The sequence below is a fragment of the Actinokineospora fastidiosa genome (assembly GCF_014648415.1).
Taxonomy (GTDB): Bacteria; Actinomycetota; Actinomycetes; order Mycobacteriales; family Pseudonocardiaceae; genus Actinokineospora; species Actinokineospora fastidiosa.
In genome coordinates, this window is sequence record NZ_BMRB01000005.1 from 317153 (window position 1) to 335183 (window position 18031).

Annotated in this window: 18 protein-coding genes; 7 read left to right on the plus strand and 11 right to left on the minus strand. The window is 71.7% G+C overall.

Features of this window, described 5'->3' with window-relative positions; all coding sequences use genetic code 11:
- The 3 genes from IEY98_RS25920 to IEY98_RS25930 form a co-directional block, all read right to left on the minus strand.
- Positions 1 to 774 carry an ATP-binding cassette domain-containing protein gene (locus IEY98_RS25920; protein WP_189213232.1) on the minus strand — a complete coding sequence of 258 codons (774 nt, stop codon included), beginning with the start codon at positions 772 to 774 and terminating at the stop codon, positions 1 to 3.
- 57 nt (positions 775 to 831) lie between these two features.
- A complete protein-coding gene (locus IEY98_RS25925) occupies positions 832 to 1959 on the minus strand; it encodes a sugar ABC transporter substrate-binding protein (protein WP_189213233.1) in 1128 nt (375 codons plus the stop codon).
- Positions 1960 to 2248: 289 nt separating this feature from the next.
- On the minus strand, positions 2249 to 3982 hold the full coding sequence (locus tag IEY98_RS25930) for a DEAD/DEAH box helicase (RefSeq protein ID WP_189213234.1): 1734 nt from the start codon (positions 3980 to 3982) through the stop codon (positions 2249 to 2251).
- A gap of 165 nt (positions 3983 to 4147) precedes the next feature.
- Between IEY98_RS25930 and IEY98_RS25935 the strand changes: the two genes are divergently transcribed.
- Positions 4148 to 5476 carry a YihY/virulence factor BrkB family protein gene (locus tag IEY98_RS25935; RefSeq protein ID WP_229787452.1) on the plus strand — a complete coding sequence of 443 codons (1329 nt, stop codon included), beginning with the start codon at positions 4148 to 4150 and terminating at the stop codon, positions 5474 to 5476.
- 186 nt (positions 5477 to 5662) lie between these two features.
- Here IEY98_RS25935 and IEY98_RS25940 read toward each other — a convergent pair whose 3' ends face one another.
- Complete coding sequence (locus IEY98_RS25940) at positions 5663 to 5905, minus strand: DUF3039 domain-containing protein (protein WP_189213235.1); 243 nt, start codon at positions 5903 to 5905, stop codon at positions 5663 to 5665.
- A gap of 62 nt (positions 5906 to 5967) precedes the next feature.
- Here IEY98_RS25940 and IEY98_RS25945 point away from each other — a divergent pair, with 62 nt between their 5' ends.
- The gene (locus IEY98_RS25945; RefSeq protein ID WP_189213236.1) at positions 5968 to 6873 is read left to right on the plus strand and encodes a pseudouridine-5'-phosphate glycosidase; all 906 of its coding nucleotides are present in this window, start codon (positions 5968 to 5970) and stop codon (positions 6871 to 6873) included.
- Here the strand turns inward: IEY98_RS25945 and IEY98_RS25950 are convergent.
- The 3 genes from IEY98_RS25950 to IEY98_RS25960 are packed head-to-tail and all read right to left on the minus strand — an operon-like array spanning position 6858 to position 9413.
- Positions 6858 to 7808 (minus strand): ABC transporter ATP-binding protein, encoded by a 951-nt coding sequence (locus IEY98_RS25950; protein ID WP_229787454.1) that lies wholly within the window; start codon positions 7806 to 7808, stop codon positions 6858 to 6860. The two genes, IEY98_RS25945 and IEY98_RS25950, sit on opposite strands and share 16 nt — an antisense overlap.
- Positions 7805 to 8608, minus strand: a complete 804-nt coding sequence (locus IEY98_RS25955) for an ABC transporter permease (protein ID WP_229787456.1) — start codon at positions 8606 to 8608, stop codon at positions 7805 to 7807. Before IEY98_RS25955 ends, IEY98_RS25950 begins: the two co-directional genes overlap by 4 nt.
- Complete coding sequence (locus IEY98_RS25960; RefSeq protein WP_189213237.1) at positions 8601 to 9413, minus strand: ABC transporter permease; 813 nt, start codon at positions 9411 to 9413, stop codon at positions 8601 to 8603. Before IEY98_RS25960 ends, IEY98_RS25955 begins: the two co-directional genes overlap by 8 nt.
- 106 nt (positions 9414 to 9519) lie before the next feature.
- Between IEY98_RS25960 and IEY98_RS25965 the strand changes: the two genes are divergently transcribed.
- On the plus strand, positions 9520 to 10383 hold the full coding sequence (locus IEY98_RS25965) for a carbohydrate kinase family protein (RefSeq protein ID WP_189213238.1): 864 nt from the start codon (positions 9520 to 9522) through the stop codon (positions 10381 to 10383).
- Here the strand turns inward: IEY98_RS25965 and IEY98_RS25970 are convergent.
- Positions 10370 to 10684 (minus strand): DUF3099 domain-containing protein, encoded by a 315-nt coding sequence (locus IEY98_RS25970; RefSeq protein ID WP_189213239.1) that lies wholly within the window; start codon positions 10682 to 10684, stop codon positions 10370 to 10372. The two genes, IEY98_RS25965 and IEY98_RS25970, sit on opposite strands and share 14 nt — an antisense overlap.
- A gap of 99 nt (positions 10685 to 10783) precedes the next feature.
- Here IEY98_RS25970 and IEY98_RS25975 point away from each other — a divergent pair, with 99 nt between their 5' ends.
- The 4 genes from IEY98_RS25975 (at position 10784) to IEY98_RS25990 (ending at position 15589) form a co-directional block, all read left to right on the plus strand.
- Positions 10784 to 11500 (plus strand): methyltransferase domain-containing protein, encoded by a 717-nt coding sequence (locus IEY98_RS25975; RefSeq protein ID WP_189213240.1) that lies wholly within the window; start codon positions 10784 to 10786, stop codon positions 11498 to 11500.
- Positions 11501 to 11510: 10 nt separating this feature from the next.
- Positions 11511 to 11936, plus strand: coding sequence for a D-aminoacyl-tRNA deacylase (gene dtd, locus IEY98_RS25980; RefSeq protein WP_189213241.1), 426 nt, complete (start codon positions 11511 to 11513; stop codon positions 11934 to 11936).
- A gap of 168 nt (positions 11937 to 12104) precedes the next feature.
- Positions 12105 to 13079, plus strand: a complete 975-nt coding sequence (locus IEY98_RS25985) for a sigma-70 family RNA polymerase sigma factor (RefSeq protein WP_189213242.1) — start codon at positions 12105 to 12107, stop codon at positions 13077 to 13079.
- Positions 13080 to 13927: 848 nt separating this feature from the next.
- Positions 13928 to 15589 (plus strand): fumarate hydratase, encoded by a 1662-nt coding sequence (locus tag IEY98_RS25990; protein ID WP_189213243.1) that lies wholly within the window; start codon positions 13928 to 13930, stop codon positions 15587 to 15589.
- A gap of 48 nt (positions 15590 to 15637) precedes the next feature.
- Here IEY98_RS25990 and IEY98_RS25995 read toward each other — a convergent pair whose 3' ends face one another.
- The 3 genes from IEY98_RS25995 to IEY98_RS26005 all read right to left on the minus strand — a co-directional run bounded on the left by IEY98_RS25995 (position 15638) and on the right by IEY98_RS26005 (position 18031).
- Positions 15638 to 16459, minus strand: coding sequence for a M23 family metallopeptidase (locus IEY98_RS25995; RefSeq protein ID WP_229787459.1), 822 nt, complete (start codon positions 16457 to 16459; stop codon positions 15638 to 15640).
- Positions 16460 to 16892: 433 nt separating this feature from the next.
- A complete protein-coding gene (locus IEY98_RS26000) occupies positions 16893 to 17435 on the minus strand; it encodes a hypothetical protein (RefSeq protein WP_189213245.1) in 543 nt (180 codons plus the stop codon).
- A 128-nt stretch (positions 17436 to 17563) separates the two neighbouring features.
- Complete coding sequence (locus IEY98_RS26005) at positions 17564 to 18031, minus strand: hypothetical protein (RefSeq protein WP_189213246.1); 468 nt, start codon at positions 18029 to 18031, stop codon at positions 17564 to 17566.

The following is an 18031-nucleotide window of genomic DNA, read 5'->3' on the forward strand; positions in this document are numbered from 1 at the left end:
TCAGACGGTCGCGGTCTCGGGGCGGGCCAGGCCCAGCTCCCCGGACCGGCCCGCGGTGATCAGCTCGACGACCTGGGCGTGGGTGACGTCCCTGGTCGGCACCTCGGCGACCATGCGGCCGAGGTAGAGGGTGGCGATGCGGTCGGCGACCTCGAAGACGTCGGCCATGTTGTGGCTGATCAGGACGACGCCGAGGCCCTGCTCGGCCAGCCTGCGCACGAGGTCGAGCACCTGCCGGGTCTGCGCGACGCCGAGCGCGGCGGTGGGCTCGTCGAGCAGCACGACCTTGCTGTCCCAGAGGACGGCCTTGGCGATGGCGACCGTCTGGCGCTGTCCGCCGGACAGCGCGGAGACGGGCGTGCGGACGGACTTGACGGTGCGCACCGACAGCGAGGCGAGCGTCTCGCGCGCCGCGCGCTCCATGTCGGCCTCGTCGAGCAGCCACGCCCCGCCGCGCTCGCGGCCGAGGAACATGTTCTGCACGATGTCGAGGTTGTCGGCCAGCGCGAGGTCCTGGTAGACGACCTCGATGCCCAGCTCCGCGGCGTCGCGGGGGCCGTGGATGTGCGCGACCTGGCCGTTGAACCGGACCTCGCCGCCGTCGATGGGGTGGATGCCCGCGATGCACTTGACCAAAGTGGACTTGCCAGCGCCGTTGTCGCCGACGAGCGCGGTGACCTCGCCCGCGCGGACGGTGAAGTCCACGTCGTGCAGCACGTGGACGGGCCCGAAGCTCTTGTTGAGCCCGGTGATCTCAAGGATGGGTTCGCTCATTGCCCGGATCTCCCTGGGGGCCGTCCCCCGGCTCCGCGCCGGGGGACGGCCGTCGGACTAGCTGATGCCCAGCTCGGTGCAGACCTGCTTGAGGTCGCCGCCGCAGATGTCGGCGGCGGGGACGTAGCCCTCGTCGACGACCTGCTTGACGTTCTCCTTGGTGATCAGGATCGGGTCGAGCAGCACGGACTTGACCGGGCGCTTGCCCACCGGGTCGTCGCTGGTCTGCTTGGCGATCGCGTCGGCGGCGGCGGTGTCGCCCTTGGCCAGCGCGGCGGCGAGCTTGGCGGTGTGCTCGGCCTCCAGCTTGATCGGCTTGAAGACGGTCATGTGCTGGTCGCCGCGCAGGATGGCCATCAGGCCGTCCGGGGTGGCGTCCTGGCCGGTGACCGGGACCTTGCCGTTGAGGCCGTTCTTGCGCAGGACGTTGATGACCGCGCCCGCGAGCCCGTCGTTGGCGGCGACGACGCCGTCGACCTTGCCGCCGTTGGCGGTCAGGATCTGCTCGAAGGTGACGCCGCCCTTCTGGTTGTCCCAGCCGTCGATGGCCTGCTCGCGGACGAGCTTGAGGGCGCCGGAGTCGTACAGCGGCTGCAGGATGTTCTTCTGCCCCTGGGTGAACAGGGTCGCGTTGTTGTCGGTCGGGGCGCCCTCGATCATGATGACCTCGGCGCCCTTCTTGTCCTTGAGCGCCTCGGAGAGGCCCTTGCCCTGCAGCTCGCCGACCTTCACGTTGTCGAAGGAGACGTAGTAGTCCGACGAGCCGCCGAGGTTGAGCCGGTCGTAGTCGATGGTCGGGATGCCCCGCGCCTTCGCCTTCGCCGCGACGGAGGCGCCCACCTCGCTGTTGATCGAGGCGATGACCAGGACCTTCACGCCCTGGCTGATCATGCTGTCGGCGAGCGTGGTGAACTTCTGCACGTCGCCCTGCGCGTTCTGCACGTCCGCGTCGAGGCCCTCGGCCGCCATGGCGGCCTCGATCATCGGCTTGTCGAAGCCCTCCCAGCGCGCGGAGGACGCGGTCTCCGGCAGGATGACGCCGACCTTGACGCCCTCCCCGCCGCCCGGCGCCTGCGTCGTGGACTGCCCCGGATCGGTCGTGTTCGCCTGGTTGGCCCCGCAGGCCGTCATGGCGAGGGACACCCCGAGTCCCGCCGCCACCAGCGCCAGAGTCTTGCTGCGCATCGCTGTCCCTTCCACACTGATCCCGCGTGTGCCGCCGGGCCCGGGCGACCGTCGGGTGAAATGTTGTGCGGCACAACATATGCCGCCGAGGTGCGTGCGGCAAACCACACTGACTCGATTCAGACGCCTTCCGTCGGACACGGTTTGGCAACGCTCTCGACATTCCAGGATCATCTGTAGCGCATCGGCGACGGCCTGGCTACGCAGAGTTGACCACCAGGCCGGGATCTTCCTGGGCACCGACTTATGCGCGGGTCGAGGCCGGGGGTACCGCGAGCGGGCGGTCAGATCACCAGGACCGCAGGGTCGCGATGCGCTCCTCCAGCTGCTCCACCGTCGCCATCGCGGTGGGCGGGCCGCCGCAGATGCGGCGGAGTTCGTTGTGCAGGGCGCCGTGGGACTTGCCGGTGCGGTGGTGGGCCATGCCGACCAACGCGTTCAGCTCCTTGCGCAGGGCGGCAAGGCGTTCGGCGACGTTCTGCGGGCGCGGCGGCGGGGGCGGCGCGGCCGGGGCCGACGCCGCGGCCTGGGACCGGGCGGCCACCTGGTCCTCCTGCCGCTTGCGCAGCAGCGCGCGCACCTGGTCGGGCTCCAGCAGTCCGGGCAGGCCCAGGTACTCCTGCTCCTCGTCGGAGCCGGAGAACGCTGCCGTGCCGAACGACGAGCCGTCGTAGATCACCTGGTCGAGCTCGGCGGAGGCGCCGAGGGCGGTGAACGCCTTCTCCTCCTCGCCCGGCTCGTCCTTGGTGCGGTTGGCGTCGGCGAGGAGGTTGTCCTCCCAGCCGTCGTTCTCGCGGTGGGGCTTGCCGAGGACGTGGTCGCGCTCGGCCTCCAGCTGGCTGGCGAGGTCCAGCAGCACCGGCACCGACGGCAGGAACACGCTCGCGGTCTCCCCCGGCCGCCGCGCCCGCACGTAGCGGCCGATGGCCTGGGCGAAGAACAGCGGCGTCGACGCCGAGGTCGCGTACACGCCGACCGACAGGCGCGGGACGTCGACGCCCTCGGAGACCATCCGGACCGCGACCAGCCAGCGCGACGTCGACGCGGAGAACTCCGCGATGCGGCCGGAGGCCTTCGGGTCGTCGGAGAGGACCAGCGTCGGGTCCTCCCCGGTGATCGAGGCGAGGATCTTGGCGTACGCCCTGGCCGACTCCTGGTCGGAGGCGATCACCAGCCCGCCTGCGTCCGGCACGTTCTGCCGGACCTGGGACAGCCGGACGTCGGCCGCGCCGAGCACCGACGGGATCCACTCCCCCGCCGGGTCCAGCGCCGTGCGCCACGCGCGGGCGGTCTGCTCCGCCGTCATCGGCTCGCCGAGCCGCGCGGTGAACTCCTCGCCCGCGCTCGTGCGCCAGGACGCCTCGCCGGAGTAGGCCAGGAAGATCACCGGCCGGACGACGCCGTCGCGCAGCGCGTCGGCGTAGCCGTAGGTGTGGTCGGCGCGGCTGCGCATGAACCCGGCGCCGTCGGGCTCGTACTCGACGAACGGGATCGGCGAGTCGTCGCTGCGGAACGGCGTGCCGGTCAGGGCCAGGCGCCGCACGGCGGGGGTGAACGCCTCGCGGACGGCCTCGCCCCAGCTCTTGGCGTCGCCGCCGTGGTGGATCTCGTCGAGGATCACCAGGGTCTTGAACTGCTCGGTGCGCACCCTGTGCAGCGACGGGTGCGCCGCGACCTGCGCGTAGGTGACGGCGACGCCGCGGAAGTCGCGGGAGGTCGCGCCCATGGAGTTGGTGAAGTTCGAGTCGATCGCGATGCCCGCCAGCGCGGCGGACTCGGCCCACTGGTGCTTGAGGTGCTCGGTCGGGGCCACGATCACGACCCGCTCGACCGTCCGGTCGGCCAGCAGCTCGGCGGCGATGCGCAGGCCGAACACCGTCTTGCCCGCGCCGGGCGTCGCCACGGCGAGGAAGTCCTTCGGCCTGCGGGTGAGGTACTTGGTCAGCGCGCGCCGCTGCCAGTCGCGCAGCGGACGGGCGGCCGGGGCCGCCGTGGTGTCCGGTTCCGCTTCTGCCCGGGTCACGCCGCTCCTCTCCGGTTGTGCCCAGACCCCCCGGACACGACAACGCCCTCAGCGGAGTCCGACGAGGGCACCCGAGAGACTACCCGGGCCGGGGCGGACACGCGGACCGGAGTTTGCCCGGTAGTCGGGCCGAACGGCCGCGGATGGGACATGCTTGTCACCGAGATGACCACTCAGGCAGCCATCCCGATGCAGGTCGCGCGGCGTCGCGGCCTCCTGCGGCACACGCTGTCCAAGGCATGGCACGGCAACCTGTTCTCCGAGGCGGCTGAGGCGGCGTTCTGGCAGGTCCTCTCGCTCCCGCCGCTGCTGCTCGGGCTGCTGGGCATGCTCGGCTTCGTCGCCGACTGGCTCGGCCAGGACGTCACGCGCGCCGTCGAGGCCGACATCATCGAGATCTCGCGGACGGCGTTCAGCGAGAGCGTCGTGACCCAGATCATCCAGCCTACGGTCTCGGACATCCTGACCGTCGGGCGCGGCGAGATCGTCTCCGTGGGATTCCTCATATCGCTGTGGGCGGGCTCGTCGGCGATGTCGTCGTTCGTCGACGCGATCACGGTCGCGCACGGCCAGAACGGGGTCCGTGGCGATGTGTGGCAGCGCGTGTTCGCGCTGTTGCTCTACATGGCCAGCCTGGTGCTGCTGATCATCGGCCTGCCGGTGCTGGCGCTGGGCCCGGACATCCTGCCCAACCTGTTCCCGGCGTCCTGGCAGCCGACGATCGCCACCTGGCTGGACATCGCCTACTACCCCGCGATCGGCGTGATCCTCGTGCTGGCGCTGGCGACGCTGTACAAGCTCGCGCTGCCCCGGAAGCTGCCGTGGCACCGCGGCCTGCCGGGCGCGGCGCTGGCGATGGTGGTGTTCCTGGCGTCGAGCATCGGCCTGCGCCTCTACATCGGCTGGATCACCACCACCGGCTACACCTACGGCGCGCTGGCGACCCCGATCGCGTTCCTGCTGTTCGCCTTCTTCATCGGCCTGGCCATCACCCTCGGCGCGTACTTCAACGCCGCGATCCAGGACATGTGGCCCGCGAAGATGACCAAGCGCCAACGCCGCAAGTGGCGCCGCCTGGAGATGGAACGGGCCAACGAGCGCAGGCGCGAGGAGGAGAAGGGCAAGGCCTGGCAGCCCGACAGCCCACCCCCGAACGCCGCACCTCCGAACACCGCACTCCCGAGTGCCACACCCCCCAACGCCACACCCCCGAACACCCCACCTCCGACCGCCACGCCCCCCAACGCCACGCGTGCGGACGCCACGCCCCCCAACGGCACGCCGCCCGCCACTGCGGACCGCTCGCCCACTCCGCCCCCGAACCGCACGCCCCAGCCACCCCACGCGAGTGCCCAGCCGCCCCGGCCGACGGGCTGGGACCGCGGCCCCGTCCCGCCGAACCCGCCCTACAGGCAGGGCGCACCGCGCAGGCAACCACCTGGACAAGACTGGAGCGGCCCCGCCCCAAGCCGCAGGCACCACGACTCGGACTGAGCCGGTCACGCTCCCGCGACTGCCCCCGACCGCGCGGGTCGTCGGGGCTGGCCCGAACCGCGCACATCACCTGGCGGTTCCAGTCCCGCCGCACCGCATCGGTGCCGCAGTGGTCGAGCCGGATCGGGGCTCAGCCGCGGGCCATCGACCCGGGCCGTGGCGGCCCGGGCGTCAGCAGGCGATTTCCTACGGCTTCATCCGCTCGTAGATCTTCTTGCACTCCGGGCAGACCGGCGAGCCGGGCTTCGGGGACTTGGTGACCGGGAAGACCTCACCGCACAGCGCCACGACCATGGTCCCCATGACCGCGCTTTCCACGACCTTGTCCTTGCGGACGTAGTGGAACATCTTCGGCGTGTCATCGCCCGTGCTGTCGGTGCCCTCCGGACGGGTGTCGACCTCGGGGAGGGTCTGGGTGGGTGCGCTCACCCCTCAATGATGCCTCAACCCGGGATGCACCGACCCCCGGCCATCACCCATGATGACCCGTCGTGAGCATCGAACTTTCCGCCGAGGTCGCCGCCGCGGTGGCCGACGGCACGCCCGTGGTCGCCCTGGAGAGCACGCTGCTGGCCCACGGCCTGCCCGCTGGCCGCAACCACGAGGTGGGGGTCCGCCTCGAGGAGACCGTCCGGGCGGCGGGCGCGGTCCCGGCGACCATCGCCGTGCTGGACGGCACGGCCCGGGTCGGGCTGTCGGCGGACGAGCTGGCCCGGGTGTGCGGGTCGGACATGCTGAAGCTGTCCCTGCGCGACCTCGGCCCCGCGTTCGCCATGCGGCGGGACGGCGCGACCACCGTGGCCAGCACCGCGGCGCTGGCGCACCGGGCCGGGATCTGCATGTTCGCCACCGGCGGGCTCGGCGGCGTGCACCTGGCGATGCCCGGCGAGCAGGCCTGGGACATCTCCGCCGACCTCGACGTCCTCGCCGCCACGCCGGTCACCGTCGTCTGCTCCGGGGTGAAGTCCGTCCTGGACATCGCCGCGACCGTCGAGGTGCTGGAGACCCGCTCGGTGCCCGTCCTGGGCTACCGCACCGACCACTTCCCCGCCTTCTACCGGCGCGAGTCCGCCTTCGGCGTGCCGTGGCGGGTCGACACGCCCGAGGAGGCCGCCGCGGTCATCGCCGCGCACGGCGAGACCGGGTCGAGCGGGGTCCTGCTGGTCAACCCGGTGCCCACCGAGTTCGAGATGGACACCGACCTGCACCACCGCCTGCTGACCGACGGCATGGCGCTGCTGCGCGAGCGCGGTGTGCGCGGCAAGGACGTCACCCCCGTGCTGCTGGAGCACTTCCACACCGCCAGCGGCGGCGTGAGCCTGACGGCCAACATCGAGCTGGTCGCCGCCAACACGCGGGTCGCCGCCGAGGTCGCGGTCGCTCAGTCCCGGCGGTAGAGGCGGGCGATCACGTCCTCGATCTCCGGCTCCTGCACCGACAGGTCCCGCAGCGGCACGGCCTGGGCGAGCGCGGCGACGACCTCGCCCGCCGTCGCGCCGTCGAGGGCGAGCCGGACCCGGCGCCCGTCGTTCTCCACGGCGGTGACCTGCGCGCCCGGCAGCGTCAGGCCGGGCCAGGCAGCGTCGAGGTCGGCGACGATCTCGCGGCGGGAGCCGTAGCGGGCGTGCAGCTCGTCCAGGGAGCCGTCGTGCACGACGCGGCCGTGGTCGATCACCACCAGCCGCCTGCACAGCTTCTCGATGTCGGCGAGGTCGTGCGTGGTGAGCACGATGGTGGCCTCGCCTGCCGCGTGGACCTCGGCGAGGAACTCGCGCACGGCCTGCTTGCTGAGCACGTCCAGGCCGATCGTGGGCTCGTCGAGGAACAGCACCTCGGGACCGTGCAGCAGGGCGGCGGTCAGCTCGCCGCGCATGCGCTGGCCGAGGGAGAGCTGGCGGACCGGGGTCTGGGCGAATTCGTCGAGCCCCAGCAGCGCCGTGCACCGCTTGAGGCGGGCGGCGTGGTCGGCGGCGGGGACCTTGTAGATGTGGCGCAGCAGGCTGAACGACTCGGCCAGCGGCAGGTCCCACCACAGCTGCGAGCGCTGCCCGAACACCACGCCGATGCGCCGGGCCAGGGTGACCCGCTGGGCGACCGGCTCCAGCCCGCACACCCGCGCCCGGCCCGCGCTCGGGGTGAGCACGCCGGTCAGCATCTTGAGCGTTGTCGACTTGCCCGCGCCGTTGGGTCCGATGTAGCCGAGGATCTCGCCGCGCCCGATCGCCAGGTCGACTCCGTCCACAGCGGACACGACGTGCTTCTCGCGGCGGAATCGGCCGACCTTGCGGCGCACGGTGAAGTCCTTGCGCAGGCCCGTTGCTTCGATGATCACGATCCGGTGCTCCGGTAGTGGCGGATGCCGACCCGCCACAGCGCGGTGGCGGCGAGGACGGCGATCATGGCGGTGAGCGGGGAGCACCAGCGCAGCCAGTCGGGCACGCCCATCGGGTCGGGCCGGTCCAGCAGGGCCAGTGCGGGCAGGTACGCCACGAAGGCGAACCCGATGCCGAAGGCGAAGAAGCGGCCGAAGAAGCCGCCGCCGTACATCGTGAGCGGGTAGGAGGTGAAGTCGCGGCCGCCGTAGGTGAAGGCGTTGGCGACCTCGCCGGACTCCACCCACCAGAACGCGACCGTCGCGCCGATGATGAACAGGCAGCCGAACATGACCGCCCCGGTCAGCGGCGTGACCACGGCGAGCAGGACCCGGGCGGGATTCCAGTCGATGTCGGCCACGGCGAGGCCGAGGCCGTAGACGACCATGCCCTGCACGACCCGCCCGACGCGGCGGGGCGCGAAGTTGACCGCCAGGAGCTGGGCCAGCGCGGACAGCGGGCGCAGCAGGAGCGCGTCGAACCCGCCGGAGCGGACCAGCTCGCGCAGCCGCTCGGCGTTGCCGAACACGGCGTCGGCGATGGCGAACGCGAGCGCGGAGAGCCCGGCGATGAGCAGCACGGCCGGGCCGCCGAAGCCGCCGAGCCCACCGCTCACCGAGAACAGGACGAACACCGTGGCGATGTCGAGCGCGCTGATCAGCGTGCTCGCGGCCAGGTCGATCGCGAAGGACATCCGGTACTGCGTCTGGCTGCGGATCTGCGCCCGCACGATGTGGAGGTAGACGCCGAGGTCAGCCACCCTGCACCACCAGCTTCCGCGTCGCGCGCCGCTGCACGGCCCCGCACAGCGCCAGCAGGACCACGGCCCAGAAGACCTGGCCCGCCAGGATGAGCAGGGGGTCGCCGCGGCCGACGGCGATGTCGGCGGTGGCCTGCAGCAGCGACGGGAACGGCGTGCCGACCCAGAGCACGACGCGCAGCCACTCGGGCAGGACGGTCAGCGGGAAGTACAGGCCGCTGCCCACCGTGGACAGCATGCCCCACGCCGCGACCGCGCCCCGGGTGTCGAGCAGCCAGAAGGCGGTCAGGCCGATCAGGTACCGGCCCCCGAACCCGACCACGGCCGCGGCGACGATGGAGAGCACGACCAGGGCATAGGTGAGCGGATTCCGGGGCAGGTGCATCTCGAAGAACACCAGGCCCGCCGCGATCGGGACGGTGAACCGGGTCAGCATCGCGAACCCGGCGCGGCCGATGTCGGTCCACAAGTACGTCCACAGTGGATTGATCGGGCGGAACAGGTCGGTCACCACGTCCCCGGTGCGCACGCGTTCGGCGATGTCGAGCGGGACCCACATGTTGACCACGGCGAGCATTCCCTGGCCGAGCCAGACATAAGTGACGAGTTGGGCGCTGTCGTAGCCGCGCAGCAGCCCGCCAGCGCTCGCGGCGACGGAGAGCATGATGTAGCAGCGCAGGAAGCCGAACACGATGTTGGTGAACGTGCCCGCGAAGGTCGCCTGGCGGTAGGTGGCGTATCGGCGGAAGCCCGCGGTGATCAGGGCCCACGACGCGCGCGGCACAGCGAAACGCCTCCTCGGCATGCCTGGAAGGGGATGACCACAGCGGGAACGGGCCCGACTCGCGGGCCGGGTAGCTTTCTACCGCATGGCGGCGCGCCGCGCAGCCCATTTCGATCGAGGGAGACGGATGCGCGTCGTGGTGGTGGGCGACACCGCTCTGGACATCGTGGCCCGGCCGGACGGCGAGGTGCGCCACGGCCACGACACCCGCGCGTCGATCGCGCTCACCGCGGGCGGCGCGGGCGCGAACACCGCGGCGTGGCTGGCCCACCTGGGCGCCGAGGTGACCCTGGTGTCGCGGGTCGGCACGGACGCGGCGGCCGGGCAGGTCCGGGCCGACCTGACCGCGTTGGGCGTGCGGTGCGCGTTCACCGAGGACCCGGACGCGAGCACCGGCTGCGTCGTCGTCCTGGTCGACGGCGACGGGCAGCGCAGCATGCTGCCCGACCGGGGCGCCAACGCCCGGCTGCGGCCGTCCGATTTGTCCCCCGATGTGCTGTCCGGGGCGGCGCATCTGCACCTGTCCGGCTATGTGCTGCTCGACGAGTCCTCGCGGGAGGCCGGACTGCACGCCTTGGCCGCCGCTCGGGCCGCGGGCCTGACCACGTCCGTGGACCCGCAGGCCGCGGCCTTGATCGAGGACGCGGCGACGTTCCTGGAGTGGGTGCGCGGGGTCGACCTGCTGCTGCCCAACGCCGACGAGATGGCGGTGCTGGGCGCGGACGTGCTGAAGTCCGTCCGCGCGGTCGCCGCCACGGCGGGCAGCGGCGGGGCGAGCTGGCTGGACGCGTCCGGGACCGTGCGCGTGCCCGCCGTCGCCGCGGACTGCGTCGACTCGACCGGGGCTGGCGACGCGTTCGACGCCGGGGTGCTCACGGCATGGCTGGGCGGGGCCGGCCCGAGGGCGGCCCTGGCCGCCGGTGTCGCGGCGGGCGCGGCGGCGGTGAGCCGGGTCGGCGCGCAGCCGGTCGCCCGGCTCAGCCGTCGATGACCTGCCGGGGCCCGCTCTCCAGCGCCTTGGCCTCGCGCCGGTAGCGGTTGACCGTCTCGGCCTTGCGCGGCGGCCGGTCGTTGGCGATGAGCACCGCGACCCACGGCAGCGGGATGGACAGGGCGACGAAGCCCAGCGCCAACCACCACGTCTCGTGGAACACGCCCGCCAGGATCAGGCAGGGCACGCGCAGCGACATCATGACCATGTATTTGCGCTTGCGCGCGGCGAACTGGTCCTCGTACGAGGGCTCGGCCTCGGTGATCAGTACCGCGGTGTCGTCCCTGTCCGGAGTCTTCACGACACCACCTCCGCGTCAATGGTGCCACCTCGGCATGGCAGTTGGGCCATCCGGGTAGAGATGTATGGGGAAATCCAGGGGCACCGGTAGAAACGAGGAATGACGCTCGACATGGTCGAGACCCGACCGCGGGCGCTGCCCCCGCGCCCGGACACCCCGGCTGGCCGGTTGCGCCACCGGGTGACCGAGGCCAACCTGCTGCGGCACGTGTCCGGCCCGCAGCGGGTCCTCGACGTGGCCGGTGGCGGCGGCAGCGAGGCGGTCCGGCTGGCGCTGGCAGGCCACGAGGTCACCGTGCTCGACCCGGCGGGCGCGATGCTGTGCTCGGCGAAGGCCCGCGCCGAGGAACAGGGCGTGTCCGACCGCGTGCACATCGTCCAGGCCGCCGCCGAGGACGCCCCCGAGCTGTTCGGCGAGCACGACTTCGACGTCGCCCTCTGCCACAACCTCGTGCACTTCGCCGACGACCGCATGGCCCTGCTGCGGGCGCTGGCCGCTCCGGTGCGTGAGGGCGGGTTGCTCTCCGTGCTCGCCCCCAACCCGGCGGCCGCGCCCCTCTACGCCGCGCTCAAGCGCCACGACATCGCCCGCGCGTTGGCCGAGGTCGACGCGGACGCGTGCACCGCCGACGACGTCCGGGCGGACCTGGCGGCCGTGGGCGCCGACGTCATCGCCCACTACGGCGTGAGCTGCGTCGCCGGGTACCTCCCCGCGGAGGAGCTGACCGCCGAGGTGGAGGAGCTGGAGCTGGCGCTGTCCACGCGTCAGCCGTACGTGCTGACCGCCCGTTACTTCCACCTGGTCGCCCGCGTGTGATCATGCCCCGGTGAGGGCCGTTGCCGCCCGGGTGACCCGGGCATCTGTTGTCGTCGACGGGTCGGTCGTGGGCCGCATCGATGAGCCGGGGCTGCTCGTATTGCTGGGCGTGCATGTCGATGATGGGCCGGACAAGGTCGAGACCATGGCCCGCAAACTGCACGAGCTGCGCGTCCTGCGGGACGAGGAGTCGTGCGCCAGCATCGGCGCGCCGCTGTTGGTCGTCAGCCAGTTCACCCTCTACGCCGCGACCCGGAAGGGCCGCAGGCCGTCCTGGACGGAGGCCGCCCGGCCCGAGCAGGCCGAGCCGTTGGTGGACGCGGTCGTCGCCGAGCTGCGCTCCCGGGGCGCGCGGGTGGAGACCGGCCGGTTCGGCGCGATGATGTCCGTGGAGAGCGTCAACGACGGTCCCTTCACGGTCATCGTGGAGGTTTGACCGGTTTCCCCTGTCCCGGGTGGACGGTCGCGGATTTCTCAGCGAAACCTCAGTTAAAGCTGAACAACCCCCAGGTCACGGGGACCGTCATCACAGTGTGGGCGGGAACGAAATGCCACCCGCGCACGTTGGGAGAGACAGAACCACCGCGACAGGGGGAGGAGCACCATGACGATCCCGCACCAGCGCGAGCCGGAAGTGGCCTACGAGGCGGCGGACCTGGACGCGCAGGGCCCGGCAGCCGACCTGGTCCGCGTCTACCTGAACGGGATCGGCCGGACCGCGCTGCTCAGTGCCGAGGAGGAGGTCGAGCTGGCCAAGCGCATCGAGGCGGGGGTCTTCGCGCAGCACATGCTCGACACCGCCCCGGAGCTCGCGGACGACCGCCGCGGCGAGCTGCGCGCCCTGGTCCGCGACGGCCACCGGGCGAAGAACCACCTGCTGGAGGCCAACCTGCGGCTGGTGGTGTCGCTGGCCAAGCGCTACACCGGCCGCGGCATGCCGCTGCTGGACCTGATCCAGGAGGGCAACCTCGGCCTGATCCGCGCGGTGGAGAAGTTCGACTACACCAAGGGGTTCAAGTTCTCCACGTACGCCACGTGGTGGATCCGCCAGGCCATCACCAGGGGCATGGCCGACCAGGGCCGCACCATCCGCCTCCCCGTCCACCTCGTCGAGCAGGTGAACAAGCTGGCGCGCATCAAGCGCGACCTGCACCAGCAGCTCGGCCGCGACGCGACGACGGAGGAACTGGCGCGTGAGGCGGGCATCGCCCCGGAGAAGGTCGCCGACCTCCTCGACCACGCCCGCGACCCGGTGAGCCTGGACATGCCCGTCGGCACCGAGGAGGACGCCCCCCTCGGCGACTTCATCGAGGACGGCGAGGCCACCGACGCCGAGACGGTTGTGATCTCCGGCCTCCTCCAGGAGGACATGCGCCGCGTCCTGGGCACCCTCGACGACCGCGAGCAGTCCGTCATCCGCCTCCGCTACGGCCTCGACGACGGCCAACCCCGCACCCTCGACCAAATCGGCAAGCGCTTCGGCCTCTCCCGCGAACGAGTCCGCCAGATCGAGCGCGAGGTCATGAGCAAGCTGCGCCAGGGCGAGCGAGCCGAAAAACTCCGCGCCTACGCCAGCTAGCCAGACAACACCGACCCGCCGAGTGCCGAGCGCAGAGCAGCCACACCCAAGATTGGGCTAGACAACACCGCACCCAATCCGGGTTTGAAGCAGCGCAACCACCCACGAACCGCAACACGCGAGCCACCCCTGTCCGATGGGGTGGACCCGCATTCGTGGGGAGCGAAGCGTCGCTACCCTCGCTCGGGCGCGGACGGCTTGCCCGCTCCGCCGCTTCTCCGCGCCCGCGACGCTTCGCTTAGGGGCCCCGCGAATGCGGGTCCACCCCATCGGACCCCCAAATCAACTCGCGAAGCGCGTCACATGACACTCGGGGCCGGTCGAGCACGACCGGCCCCGACGTCTATGCACCCCAACTCACGCAGGGCAACTGCAAATGACTCTGAGTAAGCAGGGCTAAGCGACACGCCCCGACCAAGCGGAACGGCCCCGAGGTGACCAATCCGAGCCAGCCCGGAGCACCCCGACAGGGCGCCAGGTTGGCCCCCTCAGCACCAACGTCAGACCGCCTCCAGGGAAGAAATTCCGTCCCCCGAGGCAACCTCCCCCCGCTCAGCTACGTCACTCATATAGACGCGTTGACATGTGACCGCCATCACCGGCACTGTCTACCAATCGACTTCGCGAGGAGGGCCTGCGGGCTCGGCCTCGCTGCGGCGGGAGGTCGGGGCGGCCGGGGGCCGCCCCGGCCTTCCGACTTTCCGGGGTCCGATTCGCCCGGTCGTTCCACGGCAGCGGACGGGAACCGTCCGGGGTCGGGAATCACACGGAGACGGCGTCTTCCCCGCCTGCCGTAGGCGGTACGTTCAGGGGCATTCCCCGGACGCGCGCAAGGGAGCCGCTGCACCGTGACCACCACGACGAGTTTCGACTACACCGACGTCCTCCCCCTCGGCCCGGACACCGCCACCGAGTACCGGTTGGTCAGCCCGGACGGGGTCAGGGTGGTCGAGGCGGCGGGTCGGCGATTCCTCGAGATCGAGCCCGCAGCGCTCACCGCCCTCGCCAAAGAGGCGATCAAGGACATCCAGCACCTGCTCCGCACCTCCCACCTCGCCCAGCTGCGCGCCATCGTCGACGACCCCGAGGCCAGCGGGAACGACCGGTTCGTGGCGATGGACCTGCTCCGCAACGCCTGCATCGCCGCAGGCGGCGTGCTGCCCATGTGCCAGGACACCGGGACCGCGATCGTCATGGGCAAGCGGACCGAGAGCGTCCTCACCGGGGGCGGCGACGAGCAGGCGATCGCGCAGGGCGTGTTCGAGGCCTACCAGGAGCTCAACCTCCGCTACTCGCAGATGGCGCCCGTCACCTTCTGGGACGAGAAGAACACCGGGACGAACCTGCCCGCGCAGATCGACATCCACACCAAGCCGGGCACCGACCCCGTCTACGAGTTCCTCTTCATGGCCAAGGGCGGTGGGTCCGCCAACAAGACCTTCCTCTACCAGGAGACGAAGGCCGTCCTGAACCCGAAGCGCCTCGCCGCCTTCCTCGACGAGAAGCTGCGCGGCCTCGGCACTGCCGCGTGCCCGCCCTACCACCTGGCGATCGTGGTCGGCGGCCTGTCCGCCGAGCAGAACCTGAAGGTGGCCAAGCTGGCCTCCGCCCGCTACCTCGACACCCTGCCGACCGAGGGCTCCGCGCTCGGCCACGGCTTCCGGGACCTCGACCTGGAGCAGCAGGTGCTGGCGATGACCCGCGAGTTCGGCATCGGCGCGCAGTTCGGCGGCAAGTACTTCTGCCACGACGTGCGCGTCATCCGCCTGCCCCGGCACGGCGCGTCCTGCCCGGTCGGGATCGCGGTGAGCTGCTCGGCCGACCGGCAGGCCAAGGCCAGGATCACCCCGGACGGCGTCTTCCTCGAGCAGCTCGAGCGCGACCCGGCCCGGTTCCTGCCCGACGTGCAGGGCGAGGACCTGTCCGACGAGGTCGTGCGCATCGACCTCACCCGCCCGATGGACGAGATCCGGGCCACGCTGTCGCGGCTGCCGGTCAAGACGCGGCTGTCGCTGTCCGGGCCGCTGGTGGTGGCGCGCGACATCGCGCACGCCAAGATCAAGGAGCGGCTGGACGCGGGCGAGCCGATGCCGCAGTACCTGCGCGACCACCCGGTCTACTACGCGGGCCCGGCCAAGACCCCCGACGGCTACGCCTCCGGCTCGTTCGGGCCCACCACCGCGGGGCGCATGGACTCCTACGTGGAGCAGTTCCAGGCCGCGGGCGGCTCCATGGTGATGCTCGCCAAGGGCAACCGCTCCAAGCAGGTCACCGACTCCTGCCAGCGGCACGGCGGGTTCTACCTGGGCTCCATCGGCGGCCCCGCGGCCCGGCTGGCGCAGGACTGCATCAAGAAGGTCGACGTCCTGGAGTACGCGGAGCTGGGCATGGAGGCCGTCTGGCGGATCGAGGTCGAGGACTTCCCCGCGTTCGTCGTGGTCGACGACAAGGGCAACGACTTCTTCGCCGGGACCGCCCAGCCGACCCTGCAGATCTCCTTCAAGCGCTGACGGGAAAGGGCCCGCTCACCGGGTGAGCGGGCCCTTGTCCGTCGGTGCTTACGTGAGCGGCGCCCCGCGGGCGGCCATCCACGGAACCGGGTTGATCTTGCGGCTGCCGTCCGCCCACACCTCGAAGTGCAGGTGCGGACCGGTCGACTGGCCGCGGTTGCCCATGGTGGCGATCTGCTGGCCCGCGGCGACCTTCGCGCCGTTGCTGACCAGGATCTCGTTCACGTGGCCGTACACCGTCACGGTGCCGTCGTTGTGCTGGACGCGCACCCACAGGCCGAAGCCGCTGGCCGGGCCCGCGTCGATGACCCTGCCCGCCGCGGCGGACCGGATCGGCGTGCCGATGCTGTTGGCGATGTCGACGCCGTAGTGGGTGGTGCCCCAGCGGGCGCCGAAGCCGGAGGTGAACCGGCCGACGGTGGGCTTGACCCACGCGCGCGCCTTGGCCGTGGTCGCCGCCTTCTTCCGCTCGGCCGCCTTCTTGCGCTCGGCGACCTTCTTGCGCTCCGCGGCCTCGCGCGCCTTGGCCTCCTCGGCCTTCTTGCGCTTGGCCTCGGCGATGCGCTCCTTCTCGGCCGCCAGCGCCTTGCGCTGGCGCTCGCGGGCCGCCTCGGCCCGCTTCACCTGGGCCAGCTCGGCGGCGGCCGTCTGGACGCGCTGGGGGTACGAGCGGACCTCTGCCGCGGCGGGCTCGGTCGTGAAGGCCATGCGGAGGACTTCGCTGACTGTCGAGTCGGGCTGCGAGGCCGCCGGAGCGGACAGCAGCGGGGTCCCGACTGCGACGGCGAGGCCCGCCGCGACGGCCGTGGCCGCCAAGTGGCCCTTGGGGAACGTGGACTTCTTGCGGTGTTTGCCCTCCGTGCGCTGCACGGGGGCGTTCTGGCTATGGCCCTCGATGGGCATTGGGGAGTGCCTTCCGTCTCGGGGAGGTCCGGACGGGCTCCGGGCGGGGGATCCCAGGCGACACGCGGCGGGGGAACCGACATGCCACACGCTCGTGACCGAACCGTGACGAACGTCGAGACGCTAACCATGCGCAATCGATAAGGCAAACAATCTGTGACCTGGCTCAATTTGCGCAGGTCACAGCGCGCGACCGGGTGAAGATCGGTTACTCAGCGTGCGTTAAGCATCGGCGGGAGATCGTCCGCCAGGAGACGCGAAGGCGTTTCACCGCACTGACCTGGCATAAGTCCGCCCCCGCTGACTTCGGCTCGGCCGGAGTCGACGGGGGCGGGGAGATCGGCGGGACGGACACTTCACGGGGCGACCCGGTCACCAGTGCGGTGACCAGGGTCACGTTTCACGAACCGGTCGTCAGGACAACCACGCGGTCCCCCAGCGCGTCCGCGAGGGACACCGCGACGGGCACCGGCGTGACCACCTGGGCGCACGCCTGACCCTCGGGCCCGCCCTGCGGCTGGGCCATCGGACCGAGGGCCAGCGTCACCTTGGCGCCGTCGGTCGAGACGACCTTCGCCTCCATGGGCGTGCACGGGGTCGGCGCGACCGCGAACAGCTGCAGCGTGCGGCCGTCCTCGGACACCCAGACGCGGTCGTCCTCGTGGAGGTCGGAGGGCGTCGTCTTGTTCTCCACCTGGTCGGGCGGGAGGACGGTGTAGCCGGGGGGCGCCACGACGCCGGAGGGGCCGCTGGTGAGCGCCGGGCGCGTCGGGTCGGCGGAGCCGCTGGGCGGGGCGACCGTGGGCGTGGGCTTGGTCGGCATCGTGAGCGACGGCGAGCCCTCGCCCACCGGGATCTCCGGGGTGCCGCCCGCCTGCCGCTCGCCGCACGCGGTCGCGGTCAGCAGGACCAGCAGGACAGCGGGGATAAGGGAACGCTTCATAACCAGAGGACGGTAGTCGGACCGCGGCGCGTTGCAGGTCGGGACAAATCCTCAGTTTTCGGACCCCGGACAAGGCGGTGCCCCTGGTCGGCGGGGCAGTCCGACCAGGGGCACGGGTCAACGGGGGACTAGGACTTGCGCTGCTCGGTGGTGATGACGACCTCGCGCTCGCCCAGCGGCTCCTTGAGCTCGGCGGTCACCGTCACATACCGGATGTCCATCGTGCAGACCTCCGCCTTCGCGGGCGTGGTCTCGACGATGGTGACCGCCACCTTCTCCGCGGTCTGCTCCGTCACCTCCGCGCTGGCCTTGCCGCAGCCGCCCTCCTGGGCGCCGAGGCCGAGCGTGGCGCCGCCGTCGGCGGTCCACACCTCGACCGGGTACCCCTCGGGCAGCGCCGCGGTCTCCAGCTGCGCGTCCGGGACCGGGGTCGAGCCCGCAGGCGGGATGCGGCCGGACTGGTCGGCCGGGTCGTCCGCGGGCGCTGACTGGGCGGGTGGGACCGGCGCCTGCTCCGGCGCGGACTGCGGTTCTGCGCAGGCCGTCGCCAACGCGAGCAGGGCGGTCCCGACGAGGATGCCGATACGTCGGGTCAT